At 41.1% G+C, this 10,879-nt stretch carries 21 protein-coding genes; all 21 read right to left on the bottom strand.

Annotated features, from left to right (window positions below):
• Positions 1-65 precede the first annotated feature (65 nt).
• The gene (gene secY, locus HT685_RS01925) at positions 66-1,376 is read right to left on the bottom strand and encodes a preprotein translocase subunit SecY (RefSeq protein WP_049511466.1); all 1,311 of its coding nucleotides are present in this window, start codon (positions 1,374-1,376) and stop codon (positions 66-68) included.
• A gap of 12 nt (positions 1,377-1,388) precedes the next feature.
• Entirely contained in the window at positions 1,389-1,829 is a 441-nt protein-coding gene (rplO, locus tag HT685_RS01920) for a 50S ribosomal protein L15 (protein ID WP_173225165.1), read from the bottom strand.
• 144 nt (positions 1,830-1,973) lie between these two features.
• On the bottom strand, positions 1,974-2,156 hold the full coding sequence (gene rpmD / locus HT685_RS01915) for a 50S ribosomal protein L30 (RefSeq protein ID WP_000057241.1): 183 nt from the start codon (positions 2,154-2,156) through the stop codon (positions 1,974-1,976).
• A gap of 13 nt (positions 2,157-2,169) precedes the next feature.
• Positions 2,170-2,664 carry a 30S ribosomal protein S5 gene (rpsE, locus tag HT685_RS01910; RefSeq protein WP_000874202.1) on the bottom strand — a complete coding sequence of 165 codons (495 nt, stop codon included), beginning with the start codon at positions 2,662-2,664 and terminating at the stop codon, positions 2,170-2,172.
• A gap of 17 nt (positions 2,665-2,681) precedes the next feature.
• Entirely contained in the window at positions 2,682-3,038 is a 357-nt protein-coding gene (gene rplR, locus HT685_RS01905) for a 50S ribosomal protein L18 (RefSeq protein WP_000624044.1), read from the bottom strand.
• An 83-nt stretch (positions 3,039-3,121) separates the two neighbouring features.
• Complete coding sequence (gene rplF, locus HT685_RS01900) at positions 3,122-3,658, bottom strand: 50S ribosomal protein L6 (RefSeq protein WP_000086626.1); 537 nt, start codon at positions 3,656-3,658, stop codon at positions 3,122-3,124.
• Positions 3,659-3,883: 225 nt separating this feature from the next.
• Positions 3,884-4,282, bottom strand: a complete 399-nt coding sequence (gene rpsH / locus HT685_RS01895; protein WP_000245504.1) for a 30S ribosomal protein S8 — start codon at positions 4,280-4,282, stop codon at positions 3,884-3,886.
• Between the two features lie 213 nt (positions 4,283-4,495).
• On the bottom strand, positions 4,496-4,681 hold the full coding sequence (locus HT685_RS01890) for a type Z 30S ribosomal protein S14 (protein WP_001085697.1): 186 nt from the start codon (positions 4,679-4,681) through the stop codon (positions 4,496-4,498).
• 17 nt (positions 4,682-4,698) lie between these two features.
• Positions 4,699-5,241, bottom strand: a complete 543-nt coding sequence (gene rplE, locus HT685_RS01885; RefSeq protein ID WP_000013542.1) for a 50S ribosomal protein L5 — start codon at positions 5,239-5,241, stop codon at positions 4,699-4,701.
• Between the two features lie 23 nt (positions 5,242-5,264).
• Entirely contained in the window at positions 5,265-5,570 is a 306-nt protein-coding gene (gene rplX, locus HT685_RS01880; RefSeq protein ID WP_000497691.1) for a 50S ribosomal protein L24, read from the bottom strand.
• 77 nt (positions 5,571-5,647) lie between these two features.
• On the bottom strand, positions 5,648-6,016 hold the full coding sequence (rplN, locus tag HT685_RS01875) for a 50S ribosomal protein L14 (RefSeq protein WP_000616545.1): 369 nt from the start codon (positions 6,014-6,016) through the stop codon (positions 5,648-5,650).
• Positions 6,017-6,041: 25 nt separating this feature from the next.
• Positions 6,042-6,302, bottom strand: coding sequence for a 30S ribosomal protein S17 (gene rpsQ / locus HT685_RS01870; protein WP_000440801.1), 261 nt, complete (start codon positions 6,300-6,302; stop codon positions 6,042-6,044).
• Positions 6,303-6,326: 24 nt separating this feature from the next.
• Positions 6,327-6,533 carry a 50S ribosomal protein L29 gene (gene rpmC / locus HT685_RS01865; protein WP_000772918.1) on the bottom strand — a complete coding sequence of 69 codons (207 nt, stop codon included), beginning with the start codon at positions 6,531-6,533 and terminating at the stop codon, positions 6,327-6,329.
• Between the two features lie 9 nt (positions 6,534-6,542).
• Positions 6,543-6,956: a 50S ribosomal protein L16 gene (gene rplP / locus HT685_RS01860; protein ID WP_000960946.1), complete on the bottom strand. Its 414-nt coding sequence runs from the start codon at positions 6,954-6,956 to the stop codon at positions 6,543-6,545.
• A 3-nt stretch (positions 6,957-6,959) separates the two neighbouring features.
• Positions 6,960-7,613, bottom strand: coding sequence for a 30S ribosomal protein S3 (gene rpsC, locus HT685_RS01855; RefSeq protein ID WP_000529936.1), 654 nt, complete (start codon positions 7,611-7,613; stop codon positions 6,960-6,962).
• A 12-nt stretch (positions 7,614-7,625) separates the two neighbouring features.
• Positions 7,626-7,970, bottom strand: a complete 345-nt coding sequence (gene rplV / locus HT685_RS01850) for a 50S ribosomal protein L22 (protein WP_000818137.1) — start codon at positions 7,968-7,970, stop codon at positions 7,626-7,628.
• Between the two features lie 11 nt (positions 7,971-7,981).
• On the bottom strand, positions 7,982-8,263 hold the full coding sequence (rpsS, locus tag HT685_RS01845; protein ID WP_000533766.1) for a 30S ribosomal protein S19: 282 nt from the start codon (positions 8,261-8,263) through the stop codon (positions 7,982-7,984).
• A 103-nt stretch (positions 8,264-8,366) separates the two neighbouring features.
• Positions 8,367-9,200 carry a 50S ribosomal protein L2 gene (gene rplB / locus HT685_RS01840; RefSeq protein WP_000512911.1) on the bottom strand — a complete coding sequence of 278 codons (834 nt, stop codon included), beginning with the start codon at positions 9,198-9,200 and terminating at the stop codon, positions 8,367-8,369.
• 17 nt (positions 9,201-9,217) lie between these two features.
• Complete coding sequence (locus HT685_RS01835; RefSeq protein ID WP_001055347.1) at positions 9,218-9,514, bottom strand: 50S ribosomal protein L23; 297 nt, start codon at positions 9,512-9,514, stop codon at positions 9,218-9,220.
• Positions 9,514-10,137, bottom strand: coding sequence for a 50S ribosomal protein L4 (rplD, locus tag HT685_RS01830; protein ID WP_000024539.1), 624 nt, complete (start codon positions 10,135-10,137; stop codon positions 9,514-9,516). Before rplD ends, HT685_RS01835 begins: the two co-directional genes overlap by 1 nt.
• 24 nt (positions 10,138-10,161) lie before the next feature.
• Positions 10,162-10,788 (bottom strand): 50S ribosomal protein L3, encoded by a 627-nt coding sequence (rplC, locus tag HT685_RS01825; protein WP_000160197.1) that lies wholly within the window; start codon positions 10,786-10,788, stop codon positions 10,162-10,164.
• Positions 10,789-10,879 lie beyond the last annotated feature (91 nt).

Genomic DNA, 10,879 nt, shown 5'->3' with positions numbered 1-10,879 from the left:
TTTGAGGTTGCAGATAAAGCTGACGTGGTTTGAATTTGATTTTCGAAGAGTATCAGTAAATACTTTTATTCTGTTCTATCCATGAAACCAACATACTTACGTTTCAATAGGTAACCTTCCAATTGCTTGATTCCTTCGATACCAGTAGAGATAATGATCAAGAGACTTGTTCCACCAAAGGCAACAACATCAGAAAGACCAAATACATCTTTAGCTGCAATCGGCAAAATGGAAATCACACCAAGAAAGAGGGAACCAACTGTTGCAAGACGACGAAGAAGTTTAGACATATATTCTTCTGTACCTTTACCAGGACGAACTCCATGGATATAGGCACCACTCTTTTGTAGGTTCTCTGCCGCTTTTTCAGGATTAATCTGTACAAACGTATAGAAGAATGTAAAGAGAATAATCAATAAAGCATACATGGCAATACCAGTTGGAGAAGTGGTTGCCAACATCTCTTGTGCTACCCTTACCCAAGCCCAATCATGACCTGTAGCACTCAAAAATTGAAGAATCGCCGCAGGCGCTGCAGTAATGGAACTTGCAAAGATAACAGGAATAACTCCAGCAGGGTTTACCTTCAATGGAAGGTAAGAGCTAGATGGAGCACCTTGTGCAACCTTAGTATATTGGATTGGAATTTTGTATTCTGCTTGTTGAACATAAGTTGTAAAGTAAATGATCAACAATACAGTAATAATCAAAATGATTACGAAAATGATAGATGAAGTGATACGGCTACTTGGGACGTTCACAAAATAGTCCACATAGATGCCCTGAATCATCTCTGGAATTGAGGCAACAATCCCGGCAAAGATAATCATGGAAACACCATTTCCGTATCCCTTATCTGTAATTTGCTCTCCCAACCAAGTGACAATCATACTACCAGCTGTTAAGATGATACCAATCGTCAGAAAAACTTGTGGAGTTAAAGCAGTTTTAATCAATTGAGCTCCAGCCAAGGTATTAAAACCAGCTGTAATCCCGATAGATTGCACAAAAGCGAGAACTAGAGCAATATAACGAGTAGCTTGATTCAATTTTCTTCGGCCTACTTCCCCTTGTTTCCCCCACTCTACAAACTTGGGTAAAATATCCATTTGCAAGAGTTGGACAACGATAGAAGCGGTGATATAGGGACTAACTCCTAGGGCAAAAATCGAAAAGTTTTTTAGGGCATTCCCCGACACCAAGCTCAACATGTTTAAGAAGGATAATCCACTTAAAGCATTCAAGCTATTGGCATTCACACCAGGAACTGTAATGCTAGTCCCGATACGAAAGACCAAAACGATAAAAATTGTAAATAAAATTTTTGATCGAACCTGCTTGACTTTAAGAGCTTCTCTTAATAATTTAAAAAACATAGGTCACCTCTCTTAGATGACTTCTACTGAACCACCTTTAGCAGTGATAGCTTCTTCAGCTGATTTAGAGAATTTAGCTGCTTTCACAGTCAATTTCTTAGTCAACTCACCGTTACCAAGAATTTTAATACCTGATTTTTCAGCTTTAACAATTCCTGCTTCGATAAGAACAACTGGAGTTACTTCAGCACCATCTTCAAAGACGTTCAATTGGTCAAGGTTCACAATTGCGTATTCTTTAGCGTTGATGCTAGTGAATCCACGTTTTGGAAGACGACGGAACAATGGAGTTTGTCCACCTTCAAAACCAAGGCGAACTCCGCCACCGCTACGAGCTTTTTGACCTTTTTGACCACGACCAGATGTTTTACCGTTACCTGATGAAGTACCACGACCAACGCGGTTACGTACTTTACGAGAACCTTCTGCAGGTTTCAATTCATGAAGTTTCATTTTTATTTTCTCCTCTTTTGTAAAATGCTAGCGCCGATAAGGGAGAAAAGGTTGTCTCCCCCATCAACTCGCCTATACGACGTCATCATAGATGACTATATCTAGTTTTAGGGGATGGTATAGTGCACATCCCCTAAAAATTCATTAGTTTACTTCTTCAACTGTTACCAAGTGAGATACTGCAGTGATCATACCACGGATAGCAGCGTTATCTTCTTTAATAACAGAGCTGTTCAATTTGCCAAGTCCAAGTGCTACAACAGTTTTACGTTGTGATGGAATGCGTCCGATTGGAGACTTAGTCAAAGTAATTTTAATTTGAGCCATTTTATCCCCTTTCTTATGCCAAATCAGAAACTGAAATACCACGAAGGGCAGCAACTTCTTCAGCGCGTTTCAATTGTTTCAAACCTTCAACAGTTGCACGAACAATGTTGATTGGAGTGTTAGAACCAAGTGATTTAGATGTAATATCTGCCACACCTGCCAATTCCACAACGGCACGAACTGCACCACCAGCGGCAACTCCAGAACCTTCTACAGCAGGTTTCAACAATACTTTAGCTCCACCGAATTCTGAAAGAACTTCGTGTGGAATTGTTGTTCCAACCATAGGAACTTCGATCAAGTTTTTCTTAGCATCATCTACTGCTTTACGGATTGCTTCTGGAACTTCTTGAGCTTTACCAGTACCAAATCCTACGCGACCGTTGTGGTCACCAACAACAACAAGAGCTGCGAAACGAAGACGACGTCCACCTTTAACAACTTTTGTAACACGGTTGACAGCAACTACGCGTTCTTCTAATTCAACTGCATTGTCTTTAAATGCCATTTTCTAGTGTCCTCCTATTAGAATTTCAATCCGTTTTCACGAGCTGCATCAGCCAAAGCTTTCACACGTCCGTGATATAGATATCCACCGCGGTCGAACACCACTTCTGAAATACCTTTAGCGTTTGCACGTTCTGCAACGAGTTTACCGACAGCAACGGCTTGTTCAGTTTTAGTTCCTTTTGAAACTTCTTTGTCAAGAGTTGAAGCACTTGCGAGCGTTACACCCGCTACGTCATCAATCACTTGAGCGTAGATGCCTGTATTAGAACGGAATACGTTCAAACGTGGGCGATCAGCAGTTCCAGAGAGTTTTCCGCGAACGCGACGGTGGCGTTTTTGGCGGAGTTTGTTTTTATCTGGTTTTGAAATCACAGTTTTCACCTCTTTAGTTTTAAATCGTGTGCTATGCACAAAGTTGGAAAATAGGTTGGTGGTTGAGAATCAACCACTCAACATTATTTACCTGTTTTACCTTCTTTACGGCGAACGAATTCACCAACGTAACGGATACCTTTACCTTTATATGGTTCTGGTGAACGAAGGCTACGTACATAAGCAGCTGTTTGACCAACTACTTCTTTTGAAATTCCGCTAACAACGATTGTTGTTGGGTTTGGAAGTTCAAAAGTAATTCCTTCTGGAGCTTCAACTTCGTCTGGATGAGATTTACCAACAGCCAAAACAAGTTTAGATCCTTGAAGTTGTGCACGGTAACCAACCCCGCGCATTTCAAGTTCTTTCTTGAATCCTTCTGATACACCAACAACCATGTTGTTCAAAAGGGCACGAGTAGTTCCGTGGATAGTTTTCATTTCTTTTGAATCGTTTGGACGGTGAAGAGTTACTTCAGTACCTTCCACACGGATTTCAATATCTTTTGAGAACTCACGAGTAAGTTCTCCTTTAGGTCCTTTTACAGTTACAACGTTGTCATTGTTAGTGATTTCAACACCAGCAGGCAACACGATAACTTTATTACCAATACGTGACATGTTTATTTTCTCCTGTTAAATTGTCAGGCCATAACGGCCAGTTTTCACGGGGTTCAGATACTTATTTAGTTCAAGAGCTGAACTGAACACGCTCTAACAAGCTTTGTATCTTGATTTGAGTTCGAGCTAAGAATTTGGTGAAAAAGATAAGTTTGTCTTGGAGCATCGCTCCTGCTACAAACTTCCTATTTTCACTGCATTCTTTTAACGCTCTCACATCATCAATTACCAAACGTAAGCGATAACCTCGCCACCAACATTCTTTTGGCGTGCTTCTTTATCAGTAAGCAAACCTTCAGAAGTTGAAAGGATAGCAATTCCAAGTCCGTTAAGAACTTTTGGAAGGTCTTCACGTTTTTTGTAGACACGAAGTCCTGGTTTAGAAACACGTTTCAAGTTAGTGATAACTTTTTCACCGTTTGGTCCGTATTTAAGGAATACACGGATGATGCCTTGTTTGTCATCTTCGATGATTTCAACGTTTTTTACAAAACCTTCGCGTTTAAGGATTTCAGCAATCCCTTTTTTGATATTTGATGCAGGTACTTCAAGTACTTCGTGTTTTGCTTGGTTAGCGTTACGAATACGAGTTAGGAAGTCTGCGATTGGGTCAGTCATAACCATTTTGTTTTTCTCCTCTTACTAGTAGTTTGCAAGTTGCACTTGCTAGTTAATGATTGAGCTGGGCTCAGATAGTATTGACACATTCAAATGAGATAACTCTTATTTGAACACGAGCTACAACCTGTGCAAAAAAGATAAATTTGTTTTGGAGCATCGCTCCTTCACCAAATTTCCTATTTTTGCTGTGGTTGTCACGCTCTTTGTATCATGATATTACCAAGATGCTTTTGTTACACCAGGAATTTGTCCTTTGTAAGCTAATTCACGGAAGCAAACACGGCAAAGTTTAAATTTGCGGTAAACTGAATGTGGGCGACCACATTTTTCACAACGAGTATAAGCTTGAGTAGAGAACTTCGCTGGACGTTTGTTCTTAGCAATCATTGATTTTTTAGCCATTAGATTTACCTCCTATATTATTTTGCAAAAGGCATTCCAAGGCCTGTAAGCAATGCACGTGACTCTTCGTCAGTGTTAGCAGTTGTTACGATAACGATGTCAAGACCACGAGTTTTGTCAACGTCATCAAAGTTGATTTCTGGGAAGATCAATTGTTCTTTCACACCAAGTGTGTAGTTTCCGCGTCCATCAAATGATTTTGTTGGAACACCATGGAAGTCACGTACACGTGGAAGTGAAACTGAAACCAATTTATCCAAGAATTCGTACATACGTTCACCACGAAGGGTAACTTTTGCACCGATCGCAACACCTTCACGAAGACGGAAGCCGGCGATTGATTTTTTAGCTTTAGTGATAAGTGGTTTTTGACCTGAGATAAGTGCCAATTCTTCAGCAGCTTTTTCAAGGCTTTTAGCGTTTGATACAGCTTCACCAACACCCATGTTCAAAACGATCTTATCTACTTTAGGCACAGCCATCACTGATGAGTAGTTGAATTGTTCTGTCAAAGCAGGAACTACTTCATTAAGATATTTTTCTTTTAAACGATTTGCCATTATACTTCTCCTTTCCTTCGTGATTAATCAAGTACTTCGCCTGATTTTTTGTTGTAGCGAACTTTTTTACCGTCTACAAATTTGTAACCAACACGACCAGCCACACCATTTTTGTCCAAAACTTGAACGTTTGATACGTGGATAGCTGCTTCTTTTTCGATGATCCCACCTTGAGGAAGCTCGTTAGTTGGACGTTGGTGTTTCTTAACGATGTTAACACCTTCAACGATAACTTTGTTTACTTTTGGAAGGGCAGTAAGGACAACAGCTTCTGTTCCCTTATCTTTACCAGCGATTACGCGAACTTTGTCGCCTTTTTTTACAAACATTAGGTTTCTCCTTGATTTTTCTTACGCCCATAAGGGCACCCTAGCTTGAAGCTAGGGGACTAGTTTGTTTCTAAAAATTAAAGTACTTCTGGAGCAAGTGACACGATCTTCATGAAGCCACCTTCACGTAATTCACGTGCAACTGGACCAAAGATACGTGTTCCGCGAGGAGTTTTGTCTTCACGGATGATAACTGCTGCGTTTTCGTCAAATTTGATGTATGAACCATCAGCACGACGAGCACCTGATTTAGTACGAACGATAACTGCTTTAACAACGTCACCTTTTTTAACCGCACCACCAGGAGTAGCTTGTTTTACAGATGCCACGATAACATCACCGATGTTTGCAAATTTACGTCCTGAACCACCAAGAACTTTGATAGTCAAGATTTCGCGAGCACCGCTGTTGTCTGCGACTTTCAAACGAGTTTCTGTTTGAATCATTTCAGTTTTCTCCTTTCAGGTTTGATTAGATGATGACCGCTTCTTCAACAACTTCTACAAGACGGAAACGTTTTGTAGCTGAAAGCGGACGAGTTTCCATGATACGTACGATATCGCCTTCTTTGGCAACATTGTTTTCATCATGAGCTTTGTATTTTTTAGAGTAGTTAATACGTTTACCATAGACTGGGTGGTTACGTTTTGTTTCAACTACAACTGTGATTGTCTTGTCCATTTTGTCAGATACAACACGTCCAACAAGAACTTTACGATTATTGCGTTCCATTGAAATTTCTCCTTCCCTAGTCTATTATTTCGCTTCAGATTGAACTGTTTTGATACGAGCGATTTGTTTTTTAACTTCTTTCAAGCGAGCTGTTTGTTCCAATTGACCAGTAGCAGCTTGGAAACGAAGTTCAAACAATTCTTTTTTCAATTCGTTTTCGCGCTTCGCGAGTTCTTCTTGAGAAAGACCACGAAGTTCTTTAACAAATTCTTTTACTTCATTAAGTTTCATGCCTTCTCCTTATTCTGCTTCACGTTTTACGAATTTACATTTAACTGGCAATTTGTGGCTAGCAAGACGAAGCGCTTCGCGAGCGATTTCTTCAGATACACCAGCGATTTCGAACATCACTTTACCACGTTTAACTGGTGCTACCCAACCTTCAGGTGCCCCTTTACCAGATCCCATACGCACACCGATAGCTTTAGCAGTGTATGATTTGTGTGGGAAGATTTTAATCCAAACTTTACCACCACGTTTCATGTAACGAGTCATGGCGATACGAGCAGCTTCGATTTGGCGGTTAGTGATCCAGTGGCTAGTTGTAGCTTGAAGACCGTATTCACCGAATGCTACTTCTTTTCCACCTTTTGCTTCACCGCGCATTTTTCCACGGAATTCACGACGGTGTTTAACACGTTTAGGTACTAACATTGGTTATTTACCTCCTTTAGTGTTTTTGCGAGCTGGAAGAACTTCACCACGGTAGATCCATACTTTAACACCAAGTTTACCGTATGTAGTATCTGCTTCTTCCCAAGCGTAATCGATATCTGCACGAAGTGTGTGAAGTGGAACAGTTCCTTCAGAGTATCCTTCAGCACGGGCGATGTCTGCACCGTTCAAACGACCTGATACTTGAGTTTTGATTCCTTTAGCTCCAGCACGCATTGCACGTTGGATTGCTTGTTTTTGTGCACGACGGAAAGCAACACGTTGCTCCAATTGACGAGCAATACCTTCACCTACAAGGTGAGCATCCAAATCAGGTTGTTTGATTTCGATGATGTTGATGTGTACTTGTTTTCCAGTCAATTTGTTAAGTTTTGCACGGAGTGCATCAACGTTAGCACCACCTTTACCGATAACCATACCTGGTTTAGCAGTGTGAAGTGAAACGTTAACTTTGTTTACTGCGCGTTCAATTTCGATAGTTGAAACTGCTGCGTCAGCAAGTTCTTTTTGAACGAATTTACGGATTGCAAGATCTTCATGAAGGTAATCCGCGTATTCTTTTTCAGCATACCATTTGGCATCCCAATCACGGATGATGCCGACACGCATACCAATTGGATGTACTTTTTGACCCACGATTTTACCTCCTTATTTTTCTGCAACAGCTACAGTGATGTGAGCTGTACGTTTGTTGATTGGTGAAGCTGAACCTTTCGCACGTGGACGGAAACGTTTCATAGTTGGTCCTTCGTTTGCGAATGCTTCAGATACTACCAAGTTAGCTTTATCCAAACCAAAGTTGTTTTCAGCGTTAGCTACAGCTGAGTTCAAAACTTTCAAGATGATTTCAGCAGCTTTGTTTGGAGTGAATGTCAAGATTGCGATTGCATCGGCTACGCTTTTACCACGGATGTTATCAAGAACAAGACGTGATTTACGAGGTGAAACACGTACTGTACGAGCCATTGCTTTAGCTGAAGTAATTTCTGCCATTTATGTTCTCCTTATTTTCTACGTGTTTTCTTGTCGTCTGCAGCGTGACCTTTGTAAGTACGAGTTGGTGCAAATTCACCAAGTTTGTGACCTACCATGTCTTCTTGGATGTAAACAGGTACGTGTTTACGTCCGTCATAAACTGCGATAGTGTAACCAATGAAACTTGGGAAGATCGTTGAACGACGTGACCAAGTTTTAATAACTTTTTTCTTTTCGTCGTTAGCTTGAGCTTCAACTTTTTTCATCAAATGCTCATCGACGAAAGGTCCTTTTTTAAGACTGCGTCCCATTTTTATATTTTCTCCTTTAAATGTTGTACCACAGCGGCTTGCGCTCCTATGGAGCGCTACCGAGCTGGCGGATTTACTAGTTGCTTAAGCGACTAGTTTAATATTATTTCTCGTTGCGACGACGAACGATAAGTTTGTCAGATTTCGCTTTCTTGTTACGAGTTTTAAGACCAAGAGCAGGTTTGCCCCATGGAGTAGATGGTGCTTTACGACCAACTGGTGCTTTACCTTCACCACCACCGTGTGGGTGATCGTTAGGGTTCATTACAGAACCACGAACTGTTGGGCGGATACCTTTCCAACGGCTACGTCCTGCTTTACCAAGGTTTACAAGTCCATGTTGTTCGTTTCCGACAACACCAACTGTAGCACGGCAAGTTCCAAGAATCATACGAACTTCACCTGATTGAAGACGAACAAGAACGTATTTACCTTCAGAACCCAATACTTGAGCAGATGCACCAGCAGCACGTACCAATTCACCACCACGACCTGGTTTCAACTCGATGTTGTGGATCAAAGTACCAACTGGGATGTTAGCAAGTGGAAGAGCGTTTCCGACTTTGATATCTGCTTCTGGACCTGAAACGATACGTTGACCTACTTCAAGACCTTTTGGAGCGATGATGTATGCTTTCACACCGTCAGTGTAGTGTACAAGAGCGATGTTTGCAGAACGGTTTGGATCGTACTCGATTGTTTTAACAACTGCTTCAACGTTGTCTTTGTTACGTTTGAAGTCAACCAAACGGTAGAAACGTTTGTGTCCACCACCTTGGTGACGAACTGTGATACGACCGTTGTTGTTACGACCAGCCTTGCTCTTCAAAGCAACAAGCAATGATTTTTCAGGAGTGCTTGTTGTGATTTCAGCGAAATCCAAAGAAGTCATATTACGGCGACCGTTTGTTGTTGGTTTATAAACACGAATTCCCACGATATTTCCTCCTTAGATTATTCAGCTTCAGCAGCAAACAACTCGATTGCTTTTGAATCAGCTGTAAGTGTGATGATAGCTTTTTTAGTTTTGTTAGTAAAACCAGTGTAACGTCCAACACGTTTAGCTTTTGGTTTTACGTTGATTGTGTTAACATTGGCAACTTTAACACCTTCGAAAGCAGCTTCAACAGCTTGCTTGATCAAAAGTTTGTGTGCACGAGTGTCAACTTCAAATACATATTTGCCTGCTTCAAGTTGAGCCATTGAGCTTTCAGTGATAACAGGTTTTTTGATAACATCATACAAATTCATTATGCAAGAACCTCCTCGATTTTAGAGATAGCTGCTTGTGTGACAAGAAGTTTGTCGCTATTTGCGATGTCAAGAACACTTGCAGTTGTAGCAGTTGCAACTTTCACGTTTGGAAGGTTACGAGCTGAAAGAGCTGCGAATTCATTTCCTTCTTCAAGGATAACAAGAACTTTAGAATCGATGCTCAATGCTGCAAGAACTTTTGCAAATTCAGCAGTTTTTGGAGCTGTAAATTCAAGAGAATCAACGGCTACAAATTTGTTTTCAGCAACTTTTTCAGAGTAAACTGATTTAAGAGCTAGGCGACGAACTTTTTGTGGAAGTTTGTAGCCGTATGAACGTGGAGTTGGTCCGAAGACAACACCACCACCACGCCATTGTGGTGAGCGGATAGAACCTTGACGAGCACGTCCAGTTCCTTTTTGACGCCATGGTTTGCGTCCACCACCTGATACTGCAGAGCGGTTTTTAACAGCGTGTGTTCCTTGGCGAAGGCTTGCGCGTTGGCTGATGATTACATCAAACACAACTGATTCATTTGGTTCAATACCAAATACTGCATCGTTAAGAACAACTTGGCCAGCTTCTTTACCAGTTTGGTCAAATAATGTTACGTTTGCCATTTTGACTGTATTCCCCTTTCCTTATTATTTACCAGCTTTAACTGCTGATTTGATAGTGATAAGAGATTTCTTAGCACCTGGTACGTTACCTTTGATAAGGATAACGTTCTTTTCTGGAACAACTTGTACAACTTCAAGGTTTTGAATTGTTACGCGGTCGCCACCCATACGTCCTGCAAGGTTTTTACCTTTGAATACGCGGTTAGGTGCAACAGGTCCCATAGAACCTGGACGACGGTGGTAACGAGAACCGTGAGCCATTGGTCCACGTGATTGTCCGTGGCGTTTGATAACACCTTGGAAACCTTTACCTTTAGAAGTACCAGTTACGTCAACAACGTCTCCAGCTGCGAATGTTTCAACTGTGATTTCAGCACCAACTTCCAAGCCTTCAACGTTTTTGAATTCACGAATGAAGCGCTTAGGAGCCGTGTTAGCTTTCGCTACATGTCCTTTAGCAGGTTTGTTGCTCAATACTTCGCGTTTGTCATCGAAACCAACTTGGATAGCGTTGTATCCGTCTGTTTCAACAGTTTTAACTTGAAGAACAACGTTTGGAGTTGCTTCAATAACTGTTACAGGGATCAATTCGCCAGCTTCAGTGAAGATTTGAGTCATTCCCACTTTTTTCCCTAAGATTCCTTTTGTCATGAGAAAATAGTTCCTTTTCTATATTTTTTATTCAAAAAGTTTTTAACGAGCGTTTTTTATGCTCAAGTCTAAGATACAAAGGGCGTCAAAC

It is taken from the genome of Streptococcus sp. 5004, assembly GCF_013276755.1.
Taxonomy (GTDB): domain Bacteria; phylum Bacillota; class Bacilli; order Lactobacillales; family Streptococcaceae; genus Streptococcus.
Note: the sequence above shows the minus strand (reverse complement) of the source record. Positions and strands in the feature narration are given on the sequence as shown.